General features: G+C 68.1%; 20 protein-coding genes. 4 read left to right on the top strand and 16 right to left on the bottom strand.

All coding sequences use genetic code 11. The features are described from left to right. Positions 1 to 8 precede the first annotated feature (8 nt). Positions 9 to 713 carry a transcriptional repressor LexA gene (gene lexA / locus E3O28_RS09880; RefSeq protein ID WP_104101199.1) on the top strand — a complete coding sequence of 235 codons (705 nt, stop codon included), beginning with the start codon at positions 9 to 11 and terminating at the stop codon, positions 711 to 713. A 193-nt stretch (positions 714 to 906) separates the two neighbouring features. Here lexA and metE read toward each other — a convergent pair whose 3' ends face one another. From metE to hflX, 3 genes are all read right to left on the bottom strand, one after another. Further along, positions 907 to 3,249 carry a 5-methyltetrahydropteroyltriglutamate--homocysteine S-methyltransferase gene (gene metE / locus E3O28_RS09875; protein WP_134401898.1) on the bottom strand — a complete coding sequence of 781 codons (2,343 nt, stop codon included), beginning with the start codon at positions 3,247 to 3,249 and terminating at the stop codon, positions 907 to 909. After that, entirely contained in the window at positions 3,246 to 4,241 is a 996-nt protein-coding gene (locus tag E3O28_RS09870; RefSeq protein ID WP_104101195.1) for a methylenetetrahydrofolate reductase, read from the bottom strand. Before E3O28_RS09870 ends, metE begins: the two co-directional genes overlap by 4 nt. Positions 4,242 to 4,534: 293 nt before the next feature. Continuing rightward, positions 4,535 to 6,073, bottom strand: coding sequence for a GTPase HflX (hflX, locus tag E3O28_RS09865; protein ID WP_134415811.1), 1,539 nt, complete (start codon positions 6,071 to 6,073; stop codon positions 4,535 to 4,537). 41 nt (positions 6,074 to 6,114) lie between these two features. Between hflX and E3O28_RS09860 the strand changes: the two genes are divergently transcribed. Then, the gene (locus tag E3O28_RS09860) at positions 6,115 to 6,726 is read left to right on the top strand and encodes a methyltransferase (protein ID WP_104101190.1); all 612 of its coding nucleotides are present in this window, start codon (positions 6,115 to 6,117) and stop codon (positions 6,724 to 6,726) included. 33 nt (positions 6,727 to 6,759) lie between these two features. Here E3O28_RS09860 and dapF read toward each other — a convergent pair whose 3' ends face one another. The 13 genes from dapF to thyX all read right to left on the bottom strand — a co-directional run bounded on the left by dapF (position 6,760) and on the right by thyX (position 21,025). Then, positions 6,760 to 7,641, bottom strand: a complete 882-nt coding sequence (dapF, locus tag E3O28_RS09855) for a diaminopimelate epimerase (RefSeq protein WP_104101188.1) — start codon at positions 7,639 to 7,641, stop codon at positions 6,760 to 6,762. A 10-nt stretch (positions 7,642 to 7,651) separates the two neighbouring features. Further along, a complete protein-coding gene (gene miaA, locus E3O28_RS09850; RefSeq protein ID WP_233191418.1) occupies positions 7,652 to 8,641 on the bottom strand; it encodes a tRNA (adenosine(37)-N6)-dimethylallyltransferase MiaA in 990 nt (329 codons plus the stop codon). A 4-nt stretch (positions 8,642 to 8,645) separates the two neighbouring features. Next, positions 8,646 to 10,349 carry a tRNA (N6-isopentenyl adenosine(37)-C2)-methylthiotransferase MiaB gene (gene miaB / locus E3O28_RS09845; RefSeq protein WP_104101186.1) on the bottom strand — a complete coding sequence of 568 codons (1,704 nt, stop codon included), beginning with the start codon at positions 10,347 to 10,349 and terminating at the stop codon, positions 8,646 to 8,648. 61 nt (positions 10,350 to 10,410) lie between these two features. Beyond that, positions 10,411 to 11,208 (bottom strand): regulatory protein RecX, encoded by a 798-nt coding sequence (locus tag E3O28_RS09840; protein ID WP_134415808.1) that lies wholly within the window; start codon positions 11,206 to 11,208, stop codon positions 10,411 to 10,413. A gap of 3 nt (positions 11,209 to 11,211) precedes the next feature. Beyond that, positions 11,212 to 12,345, bottom strand: a complete 1,134-nt coding sequence (recA, locus tag E3O28_RS09835; protein ID WP_104101181.1) for a recombinase RecA — start codon at positions 12,343 to 12,345, stop codon at positions 11,212 to 11,214. 259 nt (positions 12,346 to 12,604) lie between these two features. Continuing rightward, positions 12,605 to 12,826 (bottom strand): DUF3046 domain-containing protein, encoded by a 222-nt coding sequence (locus E3O28_RS09830; protein WP_104101179.1) that lies wholly within the window; start codon positions 12,824 to 12,826, stop codon positions 12,605 to 12,607. A 9-nt stretch (positions 12,827 to 12,835) separates the two neighbouring features. Continuing rightward, positions 12,836 to 13,141 carry a helix-turn-helix transcriptional regulator gene (locus E3O28_RS09825; RefSeq protein ID WP_104101176.1) on the bottom strand — a complete coding sequence of 102 codons (306 nt, stop codon included), beginning with the start codon at positions 13,139 to 13,141 and terminating at the stop codon, positions 12,836 to 12,838. Between the two features lie 189 nt (positions 13,142 to 13,330). Next, a complete protein-coding gene (locus tag E3O28_RS09820; RefSeq protein ID WP_134342220.1) occupies positions 13,331 to 13,837 on the bottom strand; it encodes a nicotinamide-nucleotide amidohydrolase family protein in 507 nt (168 codons plus the stop codon). A 43-nt stretch (positions 13,838 to 13,880) separates the two neighbouring features. After that, on the bottom strand, positions 13,881 to 14,480 hold the full coding sequence (pgsA, locus tag E3O28_RS09815; RefSeq protein WP_134342204.1) for a CDP-diacylglycerol--glycerol-3-phosphate 3-phosphatidyltransferase: 600 nt from the start codon (positions 14,478 to 14,480) through the stop codon (positions 13,881 to 13,883). 3 nt (positions 14,481 to 14,483) lie between these two features. Next, positions 14,484 to 17,429, bottom strand: a complete 2,946-nt coding sequence (locus tag E3O28_RS09810) for a DNA translocase FtsK (protein ID WP_134375118.1) — start codon at positions 17,427 to 17,429, stop codon at positions 14,484 to 14,486. A 124-nt stretch (positions 17,430 to 17,553) separates the two neighbouring features. Continuing rightward, positions 17,554 to 19,230 carry a ribonuclease J gene (locus E3O28_RS09805; protein WP_194087077.1) on the bottom strand — a complete coding sequence of 559 codons (1,677 nt, stop codon included), beginning with the start codon at positions 19,228 to 19,230 and terminating at the stop codon, positions 17,554 to 17,556. A gap of 28 nt (positions 19,231 to 19,258) precedes the next feature. Continuing rightward, entirely contained in the window at positions 19,259 to 20,236 is a 978-nt protein-coding gene (gene dapA / locus E3O28_RS09800) for a 4-hydroxy-tetrahydrodipicolinate synthase (RefSeq protein WP_134415806.1), read from the bottom strand. 51 nt (positions 20,237 to 20,287) lie between these two features. Beyond that, positions 20,288 to 21,025 carry an FAD-dependent thymidylate synthase gene (thyX, locus tag E3O28_RS09795; protein ID WP_104101167.1) on the bottom strand — a complete coding sequence of 246 codons (738 nt, stop codon included), beginning with the start codon at positions 21,023 to 21,025 and terminating at the stop codon, positions 20,288 to 20,290. 78 nt (positions 21,026 to 21,103) lie between these two features. On the opposite strand from thyX, the gene E3O28_RS09790 reads away from it, so the two are divergent. Both E3O28_RS09790 and E3O28_RS09785 read left to right on the top strand, forming a co-directional pair. Continuing rightward, positions 21,104 to 21,577: a thioredoxin family protein gene (locus E3O28_RS09790; RefSeq protein WP_134342208.1), complete on the top strand. Its 474-nt coding sequence runs from the start codon at positions 21,104 to 21,106 to the stop codon at positions 21,575 to 21,577. Beyond that, positions 21,558 to 22,082, top strand: coding sequence for a DUF4395 domain-containing protein (locus E3O28_RS09785; RefSeq protein ID WP_104101163.1), 525 nt, complete (start codon positions 21,558 to 21,560; stop codon positions 22,080 to 22,082). The genes E3O28_RS09790 and E3O28_RS09785 overlap by 20 nt, the downstream gene beginning before the upstream one ends. Positions 22,083 to 22,114: the final 32 nt, after the last annotated feature.

Raw genomic sequence — 22,114 nt, 5'->3', positions numbered from 1 at the left:
CGACGAACGTGGCACAGAACACCAGCGGTCCCCGCGACAAGGGCGGCACCAGACGGCGCAAGAGCCTCAGCGAGAAGCAGCTCGCCATCCTCGACGTCATCCAGCGCTCGGTCAGCCAACGCGGCTATCCGCCGAGCATGCGCGAGATCGGCGACGCCGTCGGCCTGTCGTCACTGTCGAGCGTCACCCACCAGCTCAACCAGCTGGAACTGAGCGGTTACCTCCGCCGAGACCCGAACCGTCCCCGAGCACTGGAGGTGCTCATCGAGATTCCGCAGTCGCCCGAAGACACGACGGCCGGAGCCTCGGAAAGTTTCCACACCGGAGTGCAGGTCGGCGACGCCGCCATGGTTCCGCTCGTCGGTCGCATCGCCGCCGGCATCCCGATCACCGCCGAACAGCAGATCGACGAGATTTTCCCGCTACCCCGCCAGCTGGTGGGCAAGGGCGATCTGTTCATGCTCAAGGTGTCGGGCGAATCGATGATCGACGCCGCCATAATGGACGGCGACTGGGTCGTCGTGCGGCAGCAGAAGACCGCCGAAAACGGTGAAATCGTTGCAGCCATGCTCGACAACGAGGCAACCGTCAAGGTCTTCCGCCAGCGCGACGGGCACACCTGGCTACTGCCCCGCAACACCAACTTCGAACCCATCGTCGGCGATCACGCCGAGATTCTGGGGAAGGTTGTGGCAGTGCTGCGGTCGGTTTAGGGCATCAGCAGTCAAGCACATCAGCATTTCAGGCGGACTCTTGGTCTCAACGGTTTCGACCAGCGTCGTGGAGACGCGCGAGTGTTGAGTCACCATGGTTATTTCGGTCGGGTCTTGTGAGCCGGGTCTTGTGGGCCGGGCACGAACACTGTTCTTGGTGTCGTGCCCGGCTTTTGTGTGGGTGGAGGCGGGGTCAGGCGGAGACGGAGGAGGTCAGGCGGGCGCGGAGGATGCGGGTGGCGGCGAGCATGTTGTGCAGGGACTGGACGGTTTCGGTGTAGCCGCGGGTTTTGAGGCCGCAGTCGGGGTTCACCCAGAGCCGGGTGGCCGGGATGGCCGCCGCGGCGCGCTCGAGCAGGTCGGTGAGTTCGGACACGCTCGGCACACGCGGCGAGTGGATGTCCCACACTCCCGGGCCGATACCGTGGTCGAAGCCCTGGGACCGGATATCGCCCACCACCTCCATGCGAGAGCGTGCCGCCTCGATGCTGGTCACATCGGCGTCCAGGTTGCGGATCGCGTCGATGACCACCCCGAACTCCGAGTAGCAGAGGTGGGTGTGGATCTGGGTGGCCGCGGCCGCACCGGCCGTCGCCAGGCGGAAGGACCCCACCGACCAGTCGAGGTATTCCGCCTGGTCCTTCTGCTTCAACGGCAGCAGCTCCCGCAGCGCGGGCTCGTCGACCTGGACGATCTGAATGCCGGCCGACTCCAGGTCGGCGATCTCGTCCCGGAGGGCCAGGGCCACCTGCCTGGCCGTCTCGCCCAGCGGCTGGTCGTCGCGCACGAACGACCACGCGAGGATCGTGACCGGACCGGTGAGCATCCCCTTGACGGGCTTGGGCGTCAGCCCCTGCGTGAACGCCGACCACTCGACCGTGATGGGCCGCGGCCGGGACACGTCACCCCAGAGGATCGACGGGCGCACGCACCGGCTGCCATAGGACTGCACCCAGCCGTTCTCGGTGACCGCGAAGCCGTCCAGGTTCTCGGCGAAGTACTGCACCATGTCGTTGCGTTCCGGCTCCCCGTGCACGATCACGTCGAGGCCGATGTCTTCCTGCAGCGAGACGACCCGACGGATTTCGGCGCGCATCAGGTCCCGGTAGTCCGCGGTGCTCAGCACCCCCCGTACCAGCTGCGCCCTGGCCCGACGGATGTCCCCGGTCTGCGGGAAGGATCCGATCGTGGTCGTCGGCAGGAACGGCAGCCCGAGGGCCATCTCCTGGGCTGCCACTCGGGCTGCGTAGGCGCCCCGGGTGAAGTCGCCCGGAGCGAGCGCGTCGGCGCGCACCCGAACGGCGCCATCGTGGACTCCGGGAGCCACCCCCCGCGCGTCGAGGGCCGCGGAGGCCGCAGAGAGGTCGATCTCGATGGCACGGCGGCCCAGACTGAGGCCGCGGGCGAGTGTGGCAACCTGCGCGACCTTCTGATCCGCAAAGGCCAGCCAGGTCTTCAGGTCGTCGTCCAGCGCCGATTCGTCGTCGACGTCGTGGGGAACGTGCAGCAGCGAGGTAGAGGTGGAAACCGAGATCCGCGGCGAGAGGCGGACCAGGCCGGCCGCCGTGTCGAAGGCGGCGGCCAGGTCGCCGCGCCAGATATTGTGGCCGTCAATGACGCCGGCCACGAGAGTGGTCGTGTTTAGTCCGGGGGTCTCCGCCGGCACGCTTCCCCGCACGAGGTCAAGCCCGATGGCTTCCACCGGGGTGATGGCAAGAACGGGTAGGGCGTCGTCGAGGCTGCCGTACGGCGCGGCGACAAACAGGGCGGGACGCTCGGCGAGGGCGCCGAGGGTGTTGTAGGCGAAGCGGAGGCCGGCGAGGGCATCCGTTCTCGGGATGTCGATGCTCTCGCTGACCAGGGCAGGCTCGTCGAGCTGCACCCATTCGGCTCCAGCGGCGCGCAGCCGCTGCAGGAGGGCGGCGTAGACCGGCACAAGGTCGTCGAGGCGGTCAAGCGGACTGAATCCGGCCGGGGCCTCGTCGCTGGGCTTGCTCAGCAGCAGGAAGGTGACCGGGCCGACGATGACGGGCCGGGTCAGGAATCCGGCCGCCTTCGCCTCCTCGAACTCGCGCACCAGGCGGGTGCCGGCGAGGGTGAACTCGGTCTCGGGGCCGATCTCCGGCACCAGGTAGTGGTAGTTGGTGTCGAACCATTTGGTCATCTCCAGCGGCGGATTCTCCCCTTCGCCGCGGGCGAGGGTGAAGTAGCCGGCCAGGTCGAGGTGGCCGTCCGCGCCCCGCAGATGCGCGAACCGGGCGGGGACGGCGCCCACCGTGCTCAGGGCATCCAACATCTGGTCGTAGTAGGAGAAGGATTCCGGGATGGACGAGTCGTCCCGGCCGAGTCCCAGCTGCACGAGGCGCTTCCTGGTGCTCTGGCGCAGGGCGGCCGCGGTCGCTTCGAGCTCGTCGGCGCTGACCGATCCGGCCCAGAACGCTTCGACGGCCTTCTTCAGTTGGCGGCGCGGCCCGATGCGCGGGTAGCCCAGGATGGTGCCGGCGGGAAAGGCGGGAAAGGCGGAAGTGTGGGTCATGAGTTCTCCTTGACGGGGTGAGGGGCAGGCAGTGCGGAAGCAGGCAGGGTGGGGGTGAGCAGACCGCAGCCGTCGAGCACGGCGAGCACGGTCTCGTGCTGGTTGAAGGCGTAGAGGTGCAGCCCGGGGGCACCGCCGGCGATGAGTTGCCGGGCCAGTTCGGTGGCCTGACGGATGCCGATCTCACGCTGGCCTTCCTTCGTCGGCTCCACCTCGAGCGCGATCGCCAGCTCGGACGGCAGTTCCTCGCCGGACAACTCGAGGATGCGGCGCAGGCGGGCCGGGCTCGTGACCGGCATGATCCCGGGCAGGATCGGGAATTCGACCCCGGCGGCACGGGCTCGCAGGATGAAGCTGAGGTAGTGGTCGGCGTGAAAGAAGAGTTGCGTGATCGCCAGGTTGGCGCCGGCGGCCTGCTTGGCCAGGAGCGCGTCGATGTCCTGGGTGGCCGACCGGGAACGCGGGTGGCCGTTCGGGAAGGCGGCCACGGCGATGCGTACCTTCTCCCGTTCCCGCTTGATCGTGCGGGCGGCAGGGAGTCCCGGGATCACGGCCTCGCGGTACGGCACCCGCTCGGCCTGCACCCGGTGGATCAGCTGCACCAGTTCCGCGGCGCTGCCCAGGTCGCCGAGGAAGGCCTCACCCTCCCGAATGCCTTCCGGCGGGTCGCCACGCAGGGCCAGGAAGCTCCGCACCCCGGCGTCCAGAAACTCCCGGATCAGCTGGCTCGATTCCGCGTTGGACGAGCCCACGCAGGTGAGGTGGGCCAGCGGGTCCACGGTGGTGGTGCGCAGGATGTGGGTGAGCACGTCCAGGGAGGAGCGCCGGGAGGAGCCGTTCGCACCGTAGGTGACCGAGATGAATTCCGGGCCGGCCGCGGCCAGCCGCTCGATAGTGGCGTGCAGCACGGAGGTGGCAGCATCCGATGTGGGCGGATACAACTCGAATGAGAACGGGATTTTCCGGCATGCAGGATCCGAGGTGTGGGGCATTGCTCCTCATTCGACAGTTGCCAGTGTCAGTCACCGGGGGCCGGGCGACCGCGGACCGCCCGGCAAGCCAGGCGGGCGTTCGCGGGCGGGTGCCGGGCTCGGCTGTCGCTCCATGCCGCCGGTCGGGAGACCGGCGGCAACGATTGAGAAGACTCTAACAAGCACGCCCGGTGCCCGGCAGGTCTGTGACCGAATATGTCATCAGCTGGCGCCGGAGCGGCTCAGGCAGGCCGGAGGAGTGCGGACATCGGCAGGCGAAGGCCTGCCGAGGTACGCGGAGCGAAGCCGGCGGGTCAGCCGGTGACGGCCGGCGGCACGGCGAACGGCTCGAACAGCGCCCGAATCTCATCAGTCACCAGAGCCGTAACCTGGGTGCCGGTCTCGGCGTACTCGGTGGACAGCACCGTGCCCTGATCGTGCAGCACCGCGATCAGGTCGCCCCGCTCGTAGGGGATGAGCAACTCGAGCCTGATCGACGGCCGCGGCAGCAGGTCCGAGATGGTCGCGAGCAGTTCCTCGATGCCCTCGCCGGTGCGGGCCGAGACGAAAATGCCCTTCGGCCAGAGTCCGCGCAGCACGAGCCCGTCATCATCGCTGATCAGGTCGCTCTTGTTGAAGACGACGACCTCCGGGATCTCCCGGGCGCCGACCTCGGCGATGACCTCGCGCACTGTGGCAAGCTGGCTCGCCGGGTCAGGATGCGAGCCGTCGACGACGTGCACGATGACGTTGGCGTCGGCGACCTCCTCGAGGGTGGACCGGAACGCCTCCACCAGCTGATGGGGCAGGTTCCGCACGAACCCGACGGTGTCCGTCAGCGTGTAGAGCAGCCCGTCGGCCGTCGTCGACTTGCGCACCGTGGCGTCCAGGGTGGCGAACAGGGAGTTCTCGACGAGCACGCCGGCCCGGGTGATGCGGTTGAGCAGGCTCGACTTGCCGGCGTTGGTGTAGCCGACAATGGCGACGGATGGCACAGCGTTGCGCTTGCGGTTGGCCCGCTTGGCCTCGCGAGCGGGTTTCATCTCGAGGATCTGCTTGCGGAGGCGGGACATCCGGGTGTGGATGCGCCGGCGGTCCAGCTCGATCTTGGTCTCGCCGGGGCCGCGCGAACCCATGCCTGCACCGGCGCCGCCCACCTGGCCTCCGGCCTGGCGGGACATCGAGTCGCCCCAGCCGCGCAGGCGGGGAAGCAGGTATTCGAGCTGGGCGAGTTCGACCTGGGCCTTTCCCTCGCGGCTCTTGGCGTGCTGACTGAAGATGTCGAGGATCACGGCGGTGCGGTCGATGACCTTCACCTTGACGACGTCCTCGAGGGCGCGCCGCTGGCTGGGCGCCAGCTCGGTGTCGGCGATGACGGTGTCGGCGCCCATCGCCTTGACGATGCCGGCCACCTCTTCGGCCTTGCCCTTGCCGAGGTAGGTGCTGGCGTCGGGCTTCGCTCGGCGCTGCATGAGGCCGTCGAGAACGGTGGCGCCGGCGGTCTCGGCCAGCGCGGCGAGTTCGCGCATGGAGTTCTCGGCGTCCGCGACGGTCCCGTGCGTGTACAGGCCGATCAGAACGACGTTCTCCAGCCGGAGCTGGCGGTACTCGACCTCGGTGACGTCCTCGAGTTCGGTGGAGAGGCTGGGCACGCGGCGCAGCGCGTTGCGGTCCTCGCGGTCCTGCTGCACGCCGTCGTGACCCTCGTCGTCGTGCGACGGGCCGGATTCGGCCTGCAGAGCCTGCGCGGAGCCGCTGCGGAACAGCGAATAGCCGGCAGCCTTGCTATCAGCGCTGGCGAGAACGCGGGCGACCACGTCGTCGGTGTCGTCGGGCAAATGTGACTCAGTCATTCCTTTAACAATACTTCCTCGATGCACGGTAAGTTCCCTCTATGCCTTCCGACCACTACTTCACCCCGGCACCCGACAGCACCCTGAAACTCCGCCAGGTGACCGTTCGATTGGGAGGCCAAGAGCGCGAGCTGACCACAGCCAATTCGGTCTTCAGCCCGGAGCACATCGACACCGGCACCCAGGTGCTCTTGAACAGCGCGCCGACCCCGCCGCCCGGCGGCGATTTCCTCGACCTGGGCTGCGGCTGGGGTCCGATCAGCCTGCACTTGGCCCTCGCCTCACCCCGCGCCACGATCTGGGCCGTCGACGTCAACGAGCGGGCGCTCGACCTGGTGCGGCTGAACGCGGAGGAGCTCGGCCTCACCAACATCACCGCGGTGCGGCCCGATCAGATGCCCGCCCACGTGGCGTTCCGCACCATCTGGTCGAATCCCCCGATCCGGGTCGGCAAAACCGAACTGCACACCATGCTGCGTACCTGGCTGCCGCGCCTGGAGCCGGGTTCGGATGCCTGGCTCGTCGTGCAGCGCAACCTCGGCTCCGACTCCCTGCAGCGCTGGCTCGACGGCGACCTGCCCGCCGAATTCAGCACCTCACGGCACTCCATCAGCAAGGGCTTCCGGGTCCTGCGGGTGAAACGCCAGGACTAGACCGCGTCGCGGCCCATCGCCCCGAGCTAGTTCTCAGCCGAGGCGGAAGACCCCGTCGAACACGAGTTCCGCCGGACCCGACAGTGAGACGTGCTCGCCGTCCTCGGTCGGAAACATGCGCACGCCGAGCGTGCCGCCGGTGACCTCGACCTGCCACTGGTTCGGGGCACCCGCGCCTGCCCAGTGCCGGGTGGCGAGGGCCGCCGCGGCCGCCCCCGTACCGCAGGAGAGTGTTTCGCCGCTGCCGCGCTCGTGCACGCGCATCCGGATGCGGCCGACACCGTTCACGACGAGCGGATCGCCCGGAAGCACGAACTCGATGTTCGCCCCGGCCGCCGGGTCAGGGTCGAGCTGCGGCACGAAGGTGAGGTCGACGCCTGCGAGCTCGTCGTCGTCGGCCAGTGCCACGACCACGTGCGGGTTGCCCACGTTGATGCCGAGACCGGGGCGGGCCACGGGCAGGTCCTTCGCCCGAACGAGCGGTTCGATACCGTCGAGGCGCCACCGGCCGAGGTCGACCTGGTAGCCGGTTGCGCCGCGCTGCACGTCGCGCACTCCCCCGCGGGTGCCGATGCAGAGCGTGTCGCCGCGGTCGAGCGAGGTCAGGCCCTGCTCTACCAGGAAGCGGGTGTAGACGCGGATGCCGTTGCCGCACATCTCGGACACCGTGCCGTCGGCGTTCCAGTAGTCCATGAACCATTCGGCCGCGTCGTCCTCGGCGAGGGCGATCGCACCGGCGGCCAGGCTCGTGGAGCGCACCGCGCGGATGATGCCGTCGGCACCGATGCCGAATCGGCGGTCGCAGATGGCCCGGATCTGGCTCGGGGTAAGGTCGATCTGCCCGTCGGGATCAGAGAAAAGCACGAAGTCGTTCCCGGTGCCGTGGCCCTTGGTGAAGTTCAGATCAATACCCATGCCGTCCAGTTTAGGAGGCCGGGTCGGCCGCCCAGTGCTCGGCCGGCTGTTCCGGGTCGGCCAGGCGGGTCAGCGCCCGGTCAACCCGATCCGGCGCGTCGAAGTCGATCCAATGGGTGTGCGGGGAACGCTTGAACCAGCTCACCTGCCGTCTCGCGTACCGGCGGGTGAACTGCTGCGTCACCTGGATAGCCTCCGCCCGGCTGAGGCTGCCCGTCAGCTGCCCAAGGGCCTGGGCGTAGCCGATGGCCCGGCTGGCCGTGACACCGGTTTCGAGTCCGCTCGGGATCAGCCCGCGCACCTCCTCGACGAGCCCGCGGGCCCACATACCCTCCACCCGGGCGTCGAGGCGGGGGGTGAGCTCCGCGCGCTGGGCGCGGAGGCCCACTGTGACCGCGGGCATCCAGTAGACCGGCTCGTCGGGCAGGGCGGCGGTGTGCGGCCCCCCGGTCAGCTCCACGACCTCGAGGGCGCGCACGAGGCGCCGACCGTTGCCGGCGCCGATGCGGGCGGCGGCGACCGGGTCCACGGCCTTCAACCGGGTGTACAGGGCACCAGGCCCCTGCTCGATCAGGTCGGCTTCGAGTCGGGCGCGCAGCACGGCATCCGTGCCGGGGAACTGGAAGTCGTAGACCACGGCGGACACGTAGAGCCCGGAGCCGCCGACCAGGATGGGCACGCTGCCGCGCGCCACGATGTCGGTGATCGCGGCGCGGGCCTCCGTCTGGTAGCGGGCGACGGTGGCCTCGTCGGTGACCGACAGCACGTCGAGCAGGTGGTGCGGGACGCCGCGGCGCTCCAGCACGGTGAGCTTGGCGGTGCCGATGTCCATGCCGCGGTACAGCTGCATGGCGTCGGCGTTGACGATCTCCGCCCCCCGACCGGCCTCGGCCAGGCGTTCGGCGAGGTCGAGCGAGAGGTCGGACTTGCCGGTGCCGGTGGGTCCGACGACAACGATCAGCGTCGGGTGGGCGCCGGTCACCGGGTTCGGGCCGGGCACCTGCCTAGCGCTCCCCGTCGGTGACGTCGTAGATCGGCGTGGTGCTGGAACTGGCCACCGCGGGCGAGCCCACGGCCCGGTCGGGTAGGCGCAGGGTCGGCAGGCCGAGGGAGACCGAGCCAGACCCGCCTGCTGCTCCGCCGTGACTGGGCACGCCGCAGGACTCGGCTTCGAGGCGGTCCCAGGCGTCGCCGGCGATGGTGCGCCGGATGCGCAGCGGAGCCCCGTCGACGGAGTCGGCGATCAGGTGGAAGGGGGCCGCCTGGGTGACCGTGACGGTCACGAGGTCGCCCGGACGGGGCAGTTCCGAGCCTTCCGGCACGTCGAAGTGCACGAGCCGGCTGTCAATGGCGCGACCGCTGAGTCGACGGGTGTCGGCGTCCTTGCGGCCCTCGCCGTTGGCGACGAGCAGTTCGACCTCGCGACCGACCACAGCCTGGTTCTCCTCCCAGGAAATCCGCTCCTGCAGGGCGGCGAGGCGCTCGTAACGATCCTGCACGATCTCCTTGGGGACCTGGTCGGGCAGCGTCGCGGCGGGGGTCCCGGGCCGGATGGAGTACTGGAAGGTGAAGGCGGTGGCGAACCGGGCCAGCTCCACGACCCGCAGGGTCTCCTGGAAGTCCTCCTCGGTCTCGCCGGGGAAGCCGACGATGACGTCCGTGCTGATGGCCGCGTGCGGCATCTGCGCGCGCACGCGGTCGAGGATGCCGAGGAACCGCGCCGACCGGTAGGAGCGGCGCATGGCCTTGAGGATACGGTCCGAGCCGGACTGCAACGGCATGTGCAACTGCGGCATGACCGACGGCGTCTCGGCCATGGCGTCGATCACGTCGTCGGTAAAGGCAGCCGGGTGCGGGCTGGTGAAACGGATGCGTTCCAGCCCCTCGATCTTGCCGGCCGCGCGCAGCAGCTTGCTGAAGGCGAGACGGTCGCCGAACTCAACCCCGTAGGAGTTGACGTTTTGGCCGAGCAGGGTGACCTCGATCGCCCCGTCGTCGACGAGGGCCTGGATTTCGGCGAGGATCTCGCCGGGACGGCGGTCCTTCTCCTTACCGCGCAGCGCGGGCACGATGCAGAACGTGCAGGTGTTGTTGCAGCCGACGGAGATGGAGACCCAGCCGCTGTAGCTCGAATCGCGCTTCGTGGGCAGGGTCGAGGGGAAGGTCTCGAGGGAGTCGAGGATTTCGAGCTGGGCCTCGCCGTTGTGCCGTGCACGCTCGAGCATGCTCGGCAGCGACCCCATGTTGTGCGTCCCGAAGACGACGTCGACCCAGGGTGCCTTCTTGAGGATGACGTCCTTGTCTTTCTGGGCCAGGCAGCCGCCGACGGCGATCTGCATGCCGTCGTGGCGGCGCTTGACCGAGGCCAGCTGCCCCAGGTTGCCGTAGAGCTTGTTGTCGGCGTTCTCGCGGACGGCACAGGTGTTGAGCACGACGATGTCGGCTTCCTCCCCGCCGGCCGTCACGTAGCCGGCCGCTTCGAGCGACCCGCTGAGCCGTTCGGAGTCATGCACGTTCATCTGACAGCCGAAGGTGCGCACCTCGTAGGTGCGGGCCCGGCCCTCAGCATCGTGCGCCGCCTGGCTTGGAGCAATCAGAGTCGGCGCGCTCAGGGCCGAGGTGCGCAGGGCCGCGGTACGCAGGGCCGACTGCTGCGGGTCCAGCGTCTCGGCGCTGGAGAATGGGGGCGTAGCGGTGCTGCTGGTCATAGTGGGTACCAGCTTACGCGTGGCACCTCCGAAACCGGGCCGGGTTGCCCCGACCCGCTCCCTACTGGAACCGCACCCGCGATGGCGAACCACCGCGGGAGGCAAGGGCGGCCTTCACCGCCACGCGCACGATGGACGAGGAATAGCCCTTGCGCATCAGGAACGCGTTGAGTCGACGGTCGATGGTCTGGTCGTCGAGCCGCCCGAGCTGCCCCACCCGCTTGACGGCTATTTCGATGGCCCGTTCCGTCTCGTCGTCGGGCATTTCGTCGAGCTTTTCCAGGATGAGGTCCTGATCGAGCCCACGGCGGCGCATCTCCGCCTGCACACCGGAGCGCCCCAGGCCCTTGCGCTCGTGGTGGCTGTGCACGATCTGATCGGCGAGGCGGCCCTCGTCGATGTAGGACAACTCGATGAAGCGCTCGATGATCTCTTCGATCTCGTGCTCAGCGACCTCCGTACCGCCAAGAACTGCGCGGGCCTCGGCCACCGACAGGGACCGGCCGCGCAGCCGCTGGCGCAGCACCCCCTCGGCGTGCTCGCGATCGGCGGCGGCCCGGGACGCCACACCCTCGGGGGTGTCGTCCCCGTCGTCGGCACCGACACCAGCACCGGCACCAGCACCGGCACCAGCACCGACACCGACACCAGCACCGACACCGGCAACGCTGTCGACTGCGGGGCCGCTCGACGCCGCCGGACCACCGTCGCCGAGATACGTGACCGGCGCCAGTTGTTCGTCGGCGATCGGCGCCGCCTCGAGCTCGGCCGGCCGGGTCGCGGCGGTGCCGCGGGCCGCGCTCTTGCGACGTGCCGCACTCAGCGACGCGACCTCGTCGGCCGGCTCGAAGTGGACCATGCGCTACGCCCCCTTGCGGGCGGCGAGCTTGGCCTGGAGGGACTCCGCCTTGGCGGCTGCGGCCTCCTTGGCTGCGGCTGCGGCGACCAGGGCGGCTGCGGCGTCGATTGCGGCCTGCGCCTTCTTGGCGGCCGCACCCTCGGGGCTGATCCCGAGCTTGAAGAGGATCTTGTTCTCGATCTCGTTGGCCATATCCGCTTCACGCAGCAGGAAGTTGCGCGAGTTCTCCTTGCCCTGGCCCAGCTGGTCGCCGTCGTAGGTGTACCAGGCTCCGGACTTCTTGACGATGCCGTGCTCGACACCGAAGTCGATCAGGCTGCCTTCCCGGGAGATGCCGATGCCGTAGATGATGTCGAATTCCGCCTGCTTGAAGGGCGGTGCCATCTTGTTCTTGACGACCTTGACCCGCGTGCGGTTACCGACGGCCTCGGTGCCGTCTTTCAGAGTCTCGATACGGCGGATGTCGAGGCGCACCGACGCGTAGAACTTGAGCGCCTTGCCACCGGCGGTGGTCTCGGGGCTGCCGAAGAAGACCCCGATCTTCTCGCGCAACTGGTTGATGAAGATCATGGTGGTGTTGGTCTGACTGAGGCCACCGGTGAGCTTGCGCAGGGCCTGGGACATCAGACGGGCCTGCAGGCCCACGTGCGAGTCACCCATCTCACCCTCGATCTCGGCGCGGGGAACCAGCGCGGCGACGGAGTCGATCACGATCAGGTCAATGGACCCGCTTCGCACGAGCATGTCGGCAATTTCCAGCGCCTGCTCACCCGTATCGGGCTGGGAGACGAGGAGCGCGTCGATGTCGACTCCGAGCTTGCGGGCGTACTCAGGGTCCAGAGCGTGCTCGGCGTCGATGAAGGCGGCGATGCCGCCGTTCTTCTGCGCGTTCGCGATGGCGTGCAGGGTGAGCGTGGTCTTTCCCGACGATTCCGGACCGTAGATCTCCACGATGCGACCTCGGGGCAGGCCACCTATGCCGAGGGCCACGTCCAGCGCGATCGACCCCGTGGAGATCGTCTCGACGGGGGCGCGCTCGTCGCTGCCCAAACGCATGATCGAACCCTTGCCGAACTGGCGGTCGATTGCTGCAAGAGCGGTGTCGAGGGCTTTTTCGCGATCTGCTGATGATGCCATGAGTGATCTCCTTCGGTCGTGCATTCCGGCGCCTATAGGCTGTCGCGTTTGGCTACCGGGACGACCCCGACACCCGCTTTCAACAAGGCATGTGCTCTCTGTCGCTGACACAAACCGACTGTACGCGGCACGTCCGACAGAGCCGGGAACGGGGAGCGGCAGTGGATAAGCCGTCTTCGACTCCTGCTGTGGAGGAGTATATCAAAATGCGAACACGCATTCGAGAATTCCACGGAATCCAGGGCGTGTCGAGCGAAAACTAGCTGCGGGCGGCGGGGAGTCCCGCGCCGTACCAACGGGCCTTCGGGACATCCGTCTCGGCGCAGAGGGCAAGCCAGACGTCGCGCGCCGAAGCACCGCCGGCCAGAGCCTGGTCGGCGGTGCATCCAAACGGGGTCAGGATGAGATCTCGAGTGAGCACGCGGCCGTAGCCTTCGCCGAACTCGTCGCTCAGAGCCTGACGGAACTCACTGAGCCGCATGGGATGGAACTAGCGCACCATCATGTCGTCGTAGTTGGCCACGAGCTCGTCGGGCACAGTGTCGGGGAACCTGTCGATTCCCTCGATGATGGCCAGTCGGTCGCCGACTTCCCGCATGATGACCGAGATCGGGGTCTCCAACGCTTCTGCAACGGAAGCCAGAATCTCGGAAGACGCTTCCTTCTGGCCACGCTCCACCTCGCTCAGATACCCGAGGGCCACACTGGCCCTGCTGGCTACCTGACGGAGTGTGCGCCCTTTCTGCAGGCGGAAGTCCCTGAGCACATCGCCGATTTCCTGTCGAACAAGAATCATCGGAACCTCCTTCTCGTACTGATTATGTGTTGCTTATCGAGTACCGTTTTATACTTCTGGCGCCCACTCAACCGGGTGGTTGCGTGTGTTGGATCGCAAGAGTACTACAACCTTGAACACCCTGACACTACCGATATCGACTGGGCTTTTCTTGTGAATATGCTCGTTGTAACCACGGAATTCGGGGAACTATTCCACCGCGTCACGGGCTAACAGCTGCCACACAGCTTCGACGGCCGCGGCCACGGAGGCCGCTCGAACGAGGGCACGGTCTCCGTGCAGCCGGAGCGGGATGACCGATATTTCTCCTTCACGAGCCAGCCCGAGGAACACCGTTCCCGGCTCGTGGCCACCCTGGCCGTCGGGCCCTGCCACACCCGTCGTGGCGATGCCGATGTCGGCGGGCCGGCCGTCGACGGCGAGGCGCGTACGCACGCCCTCCGCCATCTGCAGGGCAACCTGCGGGTGCACCGGGCCGTGCTCCTCGAGCAGAGCCGCGTCGACGCCGAGGAGGGTGTGCTTGAGCGCACTCTGGTACGCCACCACTCCCCCGTTGACGACGACGGATGCGCCGGGGATGCGGATGAGTTCGGCTGTCAGCGCCCCGCCGGTAAGGGACTCGGCCACGGCGATAGTGAGGCCGCGGCGGGTGAGCTCGGCGACGAGGCGCGCGGTGGCATCCGTCGCCCCGGGTATGTCAGCAGGTGACAGGGCCTCGTCGAATGCCGGAGGAATCGGATCAGCCACGGTCGTGCTGGAGCCGGTTCTCGCGCCGCGCGGCCACGAGGTAGTCGAAGCCGGTGACGACGGTAACGATGAGGGCGAGGGCCATGGCCGTCCAGTTGACCCAGTAAATCCAGTCGCCCAGCAGCAGCCAGAGGGGCACGAGGGCGAGGGAGATCGCCACGGACTGCAACACGGTCTTGAGCTTGCCACCCCGTGACGCCGGGATGACCCGGTCCTTCAGCATGACGAACCGGAACACCGTGATGCCGACTTCGCGCACGAGGATGACGATGGTCACCCACCACCACAGTTCGCCGAGGATGGAGAGGCAGACCAGGGCTCCGCCGGTGAGCACCTTGTCGGCGATCGGATCGAGGATCTTGCCGAGGTCGGTGACCAGGTTGTGCCGACGGGCGATGGCCCCGTCGATCCCGTCGGTGGCGATGGCCACGATGAACAGGGCGGCCGCCCACCAGCGTAGCGCGCCGTCCTGGCCGGCGTCGGCGAGGAGCATATAGATGAACACCGGCGCGAGCAGGATGCGCACGATCGTGATCAGATTCGGGAGATTCCAGTTGCTGGGCCGGACGACCGGCGTGGATGGTGTGGCCATGGGTCAGTCCCTGTCGGTCAGTTGCCAGGCGTCTTCATCGGGAGATGCGTCTTCTTCAAGGTACCCCTCCGACATTTTGGCGACCGGGTCGTCGGCGTAGCGCGGATCGGGCGGGCCGGGCGTGTGCTGGGCCGCGGACTGGTGAGCTGCGGCGGCCTGAGCGGTGGCCGTGGCGGCGTGGTGTTCGGCGTCGGAGCCGCGCAGCAGGGCCAGCACGCCGGGCAGCTGCTCCACGGAGACGAGCACGTCGCGCGCTTTCGATCCCTCGGAGGGACCGACGATTTCGCGGGACTCGAGCAGGTCCATCAGGCGGCCCGCCTTGGCGAAGCCGACCCGGAGCTTGCGCTGCAGCATCGACGTGGACCCGAACTGGGTCGACACGACCAGTTCCGCCGCTGCGAGGAGCACCTCGAGGTCATCTCCGATGTCGGAGTCGATTTCTTTGCGGGGGGCGACCATGGAGACATCCGGCCGGTAGTCGGGGCGGGCCTGCAGAGTGACGTGCTTGACGACGCGTTCGATCTCGGCCTCGTTCACCCAGGCCCCCTGCACGCGGATCGCCTTGGAGGCTCCCATCGGCAGGAACAAGGCGTCGCCCTGCCCGATCAGCTTGTCGGCGCCCGGCTGGTCAAGGATGACCCGGGAATCGGTGACGCTGGTCACGGCGAAGGCGAGGCGGGAGGGCACGTTGGCCTTGATCAGGCCCGTGACGACGTCGACGCTGGGGCGCTGGGTGGCGAGCACGAGATGGATGCCCGACGCGCGGGCCAGCTGGGTGATGCGCACGATCGAGTCTTCGACGTCGCGCGGTGCGACCATCATCAGGTCGGCGAGCTCGTCGACGACGACCAGGAGGTAGGGATACGGCTTGAGGCTGCGCAGGCTGCCGGCGGGCAGCACGATCTCGTTGTTGACGACGGCCTTGTTGAAGTCGTCGATGTGGCGGAATCCGAAGCTGGCCAGGTCGTCGTAACGCATGTCCATCTCCTTCACCACCCACTGCAGCGCCTCGGCGGCCTTTTTCGGACTGGTGATGATGGGCGTGATCAGGTGTGGAACCCCCGCGTAGGCAGCCAGCTCGACCCGCTTCGGGTCGATCAGCACCATGCGCACGTCGCTCGGCTTGGCCCGCATGAGCAGGCTCGTGATCATGGAGTTGACGAAGCTGGACTTGCCGGAACCGGTGGAACCGGCGACCAGGAGGTGAGGCATCTTGGCGAGGTTGGCGAGCACGAAGCCGCCGCCGACGTCTTTCCCGACGCCGATGGTCATCGGGTGGGTGCTGTTCGAGGCCGCCGGGGAGCGGAGCACGTCACCGAGGGTGACGATTTCGCGGTCGGTGTTGGGGATCTCGATGCCGATCGCGCTCTTGCCCGGGATCGGCGACAGGATGCGCACCTCGTTTGAGGCGACGGCGTAGGAGAGGTTTTTGCTCAGCGCGGTGACGCGCTCCACCTTGACTCCGGGGCCGAGCTGGATCTCGTACTGGGTGACGGTGGGGCCGCGGGAGAAACCGGTCACCTTCGCGTCGACCTGGAACTGGCGGAGCACCTCGGTGATGGACTTGACGATCTCGTCGTTGGCCGCCGACCGGGCCTTGGCCGGCGGGCCCTTGGTGAGGGTCGTGTCCGAGGGCAGCAGGTAGGGTGCGGCGGGCTGGTCTGATGCCGGCGGAACCGGGGCCGGCACCAGGGACAGGGGCGTGTCGGCGGAACCGGCGGCCCCACCGGCCGCGGCCGGGTCGAGTGCGTCGAATCCTGCTCCGGTCAAACCGGGAAGAACCTCGGTCAGGCCCGTCTGGTCGTCGGCCTGGAGCCCGGTCGACGAGCCCTGCGGCAGGTCGATCGCGCCCGTGAAACGTTTGAGGACGTCTTCGGCTCGGAGCAGGTCTTCGAGCACCTCGGTGCCGTAATGGTCCTGGTTGGGACCGGGGGTCGTCGGCGTCGTCTCCAGCGCGGTGTCGAAGCTGCCTCGTTTGTCGCCGCCGAGCAGGGTGCGCAGCGGGTCGGCGCCGTGCGGGCCTGCGGCGTTCGGATCGTCGGCGGGGGTACCGGCGCCGTTCGGGCCGAGCGGCCCGCCGAAGTCAGGGTCCTCCTCGCGCTTGCTCGTGTTGCGCCGCCACCAGGGCAGCGCTCCGGCATCTCCGTCGTCATCGTCGACCCCGTCCAGTTCGACCTGAACGGCCTTCTCATGCTTCGCTTCCCGGGCGGCGGCGCGCTCCTCGGGATCGGGGAGCTGGGCCCCGAACAGCCAGGCATAGAGCTCCCGGCTGCGTTCACCAATGCGGTTGGGCGGGGTCTTGGTGATGATGAAGAGGCTCAGGGCGAGAAGCAGGATGACGACGATGGTGGCACCGATCGCCGTGGTCAGGTAGATCAGGGGGGCAGCGATCATCCAGCCGATGACACCGCCGGCCAGTGCGAGGGTCTCCATGCCGTCGCTGGGGGCAGGCTGGCCACCGAAGATGTGGCAGAGACCCGACACCGAAACGAGTAGCACGGATAGTCCGATGCCGATGCGGCCGTTGTCGTGCACCGAACTGGGTTTGCGGAACAGCCAGACGGAGAAGAGCAGCATGATCACGGGCAGGGCGAACGCGACGCGGCCGAACAATCCGCCGAAGGTCCAGGCGTCGAGGGTCTGGGCGACCGCGTTGTTGATCAGGAACCACTCGATCACGGCGCCGGCGACCGAGAGCAGCACGAGGAAGAAGGGCAGGCCGTCGCGGCGCTCTTCTTTGGAGAGCTTCTCCGGGCCGAGCGCGCGGGCAGCCCCGCCGGTCACGTGGGCCAGGGCCATCCACGACCGCACGAACAGGCTCGGCCTGACCTCGACCGCGGTGAACTTGACCGTCTTCTGAGCGGCGGTGCGGGCTGCGGGCTTGCGCGCCGGGGTGCCGCGCGCAGGCGTGCTGCGGGCGCGACCGTTCGACTTAGTGCTCGTAGCCATGCAACCACGGTACTTCGATCCCCCGACATTGGGGCTTAGGCACGCCAAAACGCCTGCGGGCGGCGATCAGCGACCGCGACATCAGGGCTGGGCGGACGCGCGGCATCCGTCGCCCTCGGCGGGATCAGGCCTCGATCACCAGAGGGACGATCATCGGGCGGCGACGGAAGGCGGTATTCACCCAGCGGCCGACCGTGCGGCGCACGATCTGCTGCAGCGCGAACGGGTCGCGCACCCCGTGCTCGGCGGCTTCCGCCAGGGCCGCCTCGATTTTCGGGCGCACGGCGTCGAACACCGAGGCGTCTTCGGCGAAGCCCTTCGCGTGGATCTCGGGCCCGACGATCACCTTGCCGGTGGCGGCGTCGACCACGATGATAATCGAGATGAATCCCTCCTCGGCGAGGGTTCGGCGGTCCTTGAGGTCGGCCTCGGTGATCTCGCCGACGGTGGAGCCGTCGACGTAGACGTAGCCGAGGTCCAGCTGGCCGACCTTGGTGGCCACACCGTCCCGCAGGTCGATGACCGTGCCGTCCTCGGCAAGGAGCACGTTCGCCTCCGGCACGCCGGTCTGCACCGCGAGCTTGGCATTGGCGACCAGGTGCCGGTATTCGCCGTGCACGGGCAGCACATTCTTCGGCTTCAGGATGTTGTAACAGTAGGTCAGTTCCCCGGCGGCGGCGTGCCCGGAGACGTGCACCTTCGCATTACCCTTGTGCACCACTGTGGCGCCCAGCTTGGTCAGGCCGTCGATGATCCGGTAGACCGCGTTCTCGTTGCCGGGAATCAGGCTGGACGCCAGGATGACGGTGTCGCCGTGGCCGACTTCGATCTGGTGGTCCTGGTTGACCATCCGGCTGAGCACGGCCATCGGCTCCCCCTGCGAGCCCGTGGACATGTAGACGATCTTGTCGCCCTGGATGTTGCCGGCCTTCCTGAAGTCCACCAGCACACCCTCCGGCACCCGCAGGTGGCCGAGGTCGGCGGCGATGGTCATGTTGCGCACCATCGAGCGGCCCAGGAGCGCGACGCGGCGACCGTTCGCGTGGGCGGCATCGAGCACCTGCTGCACCCGGTGCACGTGGCTGGAGAAGCTGGCCACGATCACCCGTCGGGGAGCCCGGGCGATGACGTCGTCGAGGACGGGACCGATGGAGCGTTCCGTGGGTGTGAAGCCCGGGACATCCGCGTTGGTGGAATCGACCAGGAACAGGTCGACGCCCTCGGTGCCGAGACGCGCGAATTCGCGCAGGTCGGTGAGGCGGTTGTCGAGCGGCAGCTGGTCCATCTTGAAGTCGCCGGTGTGCAGCACGGTGCCGCCGGCGGTCTTGATGGCCACAGCCAGGGCGTCGGGGATGGAATGGTTGACGGCGACGAACTCGAGGTTGAACGGGCCGAGCCGTTCCGTCTGGCCCTCCTTGACCTGCAGCGTGTACGGCGTGATCTTGTGTTCCTTGAGCTTTGCCTCGATAAAGGCGAGGGTCAGGCCCGAACCGATCAGCGGAATGTCCGCACGCAGCTTCAGAAGGTAGGGGACGGCGCCGATGTGGTCCTCGTGGCCGTGCGTGAGCACGACCGCGAGGATGTCGTCGAGGCGGTCCCGGATGGGGCTGAAGTCGGGGAGGATCAGGTCCACGCCCGGCTGGTGCTCCTCGGGGAACAGCACCCCGCAGTCGACGATCAGCAGCTTGCCGTCGATCTCGAACGTGGTCATGTTGCGGCCGATTTCGCCGAGGCCACCGATCGGCGTGATGCGGAGGGTTCCCGCCGTGAGCGGGGCCGGGTCGTACACATCGATGGGCACAGGCCCTCCTCGGGGTTCGGTGGAGCGGTTAGCGTGTCGTTCCGGCGACCTTCGGCAGGGCGCCGCCGGCCGCGGCATTGCGGTCCGGGCGGAAGTTGGAGAAGTTGACCCCGGGGATGTTCTTGACCAGGTCTATTTCGTCTTCGATCTGGGCGGCTTCCCACTCCTCCGGGCCGACGAGGGGCAGGCGCACGCGCGGGCTGTTGATTCGGCCGAGGCCGTGCAGGATGTACTTGACCGCGACCGTACCCGGAACGTGCGTCATGCAGGCCCGCACCAGCGGTTCGAGCTGCTGATGCGCGGCGGTGGCCGCCTTCAGGTCGCCCGCATTCACGGCGTCGACCATCTGGCGATACGGGGTGGCGGCGATGTTCGCCGTGACCCCGATCAGGCCGGTCGCCCCGATCGAGAGGTGCGGCAGAACGTTGGGGTCGTCGCCGGAGAAGTACATCAGGTCGGTCTGGTTGAGCACGCGGCTGACCTGGGCCAGGTCACCCTTGGCGTCTTTGACGGCGAGGATGTTCGGGTGCTTCGCGGCCCGCAGGATCGTCTTGTATTCGATCGGGATACCGGTGCGTCCGGGGATGTCGTAGAGGATCACGGGCAGATCCGTGGCATCCGCGATCATGCGGAAGTGGGTGAGAACGCCGGCCTGGGTGGGCTTGTTGTAGTACGGGGTGACGATCATGTTGCCGTCGGCGCCCGCCTTCTCGCTCTGCTTGGCAAGCTGCATGGCGTGGGCGGTCTCGTTGGACCCGCCGCCGGTGATGATCTTCGCGCGTCCGCCCGAGATATCCTTGCCGACCTCGACCAGGCGAATCTTCTCCGCGTCGGTGAGGGTAGACGTCTCACCGGTGGTGCCGGTGACGACGATGCCGTCCGCTCCGGCGCTGATGACGTCGTCGATGTGCTGGGCAACGCCCGCCCAGTCGACTTCGCCGTCGGCGGTGAAGGGAGTCACCAGGGCAACGAGGACCTGGCCGAAGGGATTCTGAGACATAGACACGAAGGACAGGCTACCGGTCAGTGTGCGGCCGCGCACCGCCGCGGCGTCACGTTACGGGGCGACGCGACCGTTCTTGTTGAAGGCGGCGTAGGTGAGCGGCATCAAGGTCGCGAACTGGTCTTCCATCTTCTCGGCGCACATCTCGATCTCGCGCTGCGGGAACGACGGGAAGTGGGTTCCCTCGCGCTTGGTACGCAGACTGAGAAAGTTCATCAGCGACCGGGCGTTCATGGTCACGTACATCGAGGAGAAGATGTTGAGCGGCAACACGATGCGGGCAACCTCGCGGGCCACGCCGGCTTCGAGCATCCGTTGATACGACGCGTAGGCGTGCGCGGAGGCCTCGCGGGTCAGCTGGTCGACCAGCGCGGCCTGCTCGGCCGTGCCGGGCAGGAAGTCGTAGGCGCCGGGCTTGCCGACCTGCACGAGGTTGCGGGTCGGGGCCGGAACGTAGAAGACCGGGTTCAGCTCGCGGTAGCGGCCCGATTCCTCGTTATAGGAGGCGATGCGGTGCCGCATGAACTCGCGGAATACGAAGATCGGCGCCTGCACGTAAAAGGTCATCGAGTTGTGCTCGAACGGCGAGCCGTGGCGGTCGCGCATGAGGTAGTTGATCAGCCCGGCGTCACCCGTGCTCGGGGCGTCGCCGTCCGATTCCTCGAGCAGGGCCTTGGTCAGGGTCTGCTCCCCCTGAGTCGACACCCGTGCGGCGAACAGCACATCGGAGTCGTGGGCGCTTGCGCGCACCAGTTCGACGGTTACATCGGAGCGGAACTCAATTTCAGACACGGCTAAACGATACCTGCTGCACGCGTAACCTGTCGTCACACGGACCCGCCCGGCCCGAGATCCTTGTAACGTCGCAGCATGAGTTCGACCTCCGCCCTGATTCTCGTGCTGGTTCTTGTCTCGGGCACCACCGTGCTGGGCCTCTTCTGGCGGTCCCGCCAGGGGCGCCCCATCGTGGTCACCCCGGCGGCTCCGGAGGCGCTCGGCGTGCCGGACGCGCTCACGCCGGCGGATGTCAGCAGCCGGGTTCCGTTCGGCGCGAACGCCACGCTCGTGCAGTTCTCCACCAGTCACTGCGCCCGCTGCCCCGGCACCCAGGTGCTCCTCGCCGGCCTGGCCCGGTCCCGTCCCGGCGTCGCGCACCTGGACGTCGACCTGACCCACCGCCGCGACCTCGCGAACCGGTTCGGGATCCTGCAGACCCCGACCACACTCATCCTCGACGGAACCGGTCAGGTGCGCGCCCGGATCGGCGGCGTTCCGAACCGGGCCGGCGTCCTCCGGCAACTCGACGACCTCACCGGGAGCAGCCATGCCCAGTTCGCCCGCTGAGCCCCGGCCGCAGCCCTCCGCGCGCCGGGCCCGCCCGGATCGCCCGGACCTCGACCCGCGCGGACCACGCTTCGGCGCCGCGATCACGGCCGTTCTGCTCCTGGTGGTGGTGTTCCTGTCGCTGACCGGGGCATCCGTTGCCGCCTTCGTCCTCCTCACGATCCTGGCGGCCCTCTTTGCCTGGGGTGCGTTCGCCGGCGCCGGGCGGCACCCTTACGGCGTGCTGTTCAAGACCGTCGTGCGGCCGCGGCTCGGCCCGCCCACCGCACTGGAGAAAGCGGCCCCGCCGACGTTTGCGCAGGGGGTAGGGCTGCTGGTCACCGTGACCGGCGTGGTGCTCGGTCTGGCCGGGCTGACGCCCGCTGTGGGCGTCGCTGCCGGCGTCGCGTTCGTCGCGGCGTTCCTGAACGCCGTGTTCGATTACTGCCTCGGCTGCCAGTTGTACCTGCTCCTGGTGCGTGCCGGCATCCTCGGACGCGGGCCGACGCCGCTGGCCGGGAGCTGACGGCCGCCGCAGCTCCATCCCTGATCATTGGC

It is taken from the genome of Cryobacterium sp. TMT2-14, from assembly GCF_004402465.1.
Classification (GTDB): domain Bacteria; phylum Actinomycetota; class Actinomycetes; order Actinomycetales; family Microbacteriaceae; genus Cryobacterium; species Cryobacterium sandaracinum.
The sequence above is the reverse complement of the archived record's forward strand: the minus strand, read 5'-3'. Positions and strand labels throughout refer to the sequence as shown.

Excerpts from the sequence above, each read along its gene's own strand:
- E3O28_RS09830 (WP_104101179.1), bottom strand. The coding sequence starts at position 12,826 with ATGCGGCTCAGTGAGTTCCGTCAGGCTCTGAGCGACGAGTTCGGCGAA.
- recA (WP_104101181.1), bottom strand. The coding sequence starts at position 12,345 with ATGGCATCATCAGCAGATCGCGAAAAAGCCCTCGACACCGCTCTTGCA.
- miaB (WP_104101186.1), bottom strand. The coding sequence starts at position 10,349 with ATGACCAGCAGCACCGCTACGCCCCCATTCTCCAGCGCCGAGACGCTG.
- E3O28_RS09860 (WP_104101190.1), top strand. The coding sequence starts at position 6,115 with ATGCCTTCCGACCACTACTTCACCCCGGCACCCGACAGCACCCTGAAA.
- E3O28_RS09870 (WP_104101195.1), bottom strand. The coding sequence starts at position 4,241 with ATGCCCCACACCTCGGATCCTGCATGCCGGAAAATCCCGTTCTCATTC.
- metE (WP_134401898.1), bottom strand. The coding sequence starts at position 3,249 with ATGACCCACACTTCCGCCTTTCCCGCCTTTCCCGCCGGCACCATCCTG.
- hflX (WP_134415811.1), bottom strand. The coding sequence starts at position 6,073 with ATGACTGAGTCACATTTGCCCGACGACACCGACGACGTGGTCGCCCGC.
- E3O28_RS09785 (WP_104101163.1), top strand. The coding sequence starts at position 21,558 with ATGCCCAGTTCGCCCGCTGAGCCCCGGCCGCAGCCCTCCGCGCGCCGG.
- dapF (WP_104101188.1), bottom strand. The coding sequence starts at position 7,641 with ATGGGTATTGATCTGAACTTCACCAAGGGCCACGGCACCGGGAACGAC.
- E3O28_RS09790 (WP_134342208.1), top strand. The coding sequence starts at position 21,104 with ATGAGTTCGACCTCCGCCCTGATTCTCGTGCTGGTTCTTGTCTCGGGC.
- E3O28_RS09825 (WP_104101176.1), bottom strand. The coding sequence starts at position 13,141 with ATGATTCTTGTTCGACAGGAAATCGGCGATGTGCTCAGGGACTTCCGC.
- E3O28_RS09840 (WP_134415808.1), bottom strand. The coding sequence starts at position 11,208 with ATGGTCCACTTCGAGCCGGCCGACGAGGTCGCGTCGCTGAGTGCGGCA.
- pgsA (WP_134342204.1), bottom strand. The coding sequence starts at position 14,480 with ATGGCCACACCATCCACGCCGGTCGTCCGGCCCAGCAACTGGAATCTC.
- E3O28_RS09810 (WP_134375118.1), bottom strand. The coding sequence starts at position 17,429 with ATGGCTACGAGCACTAAGTCGAACGGTCGCGCCCGCAGCACGCCTGCG.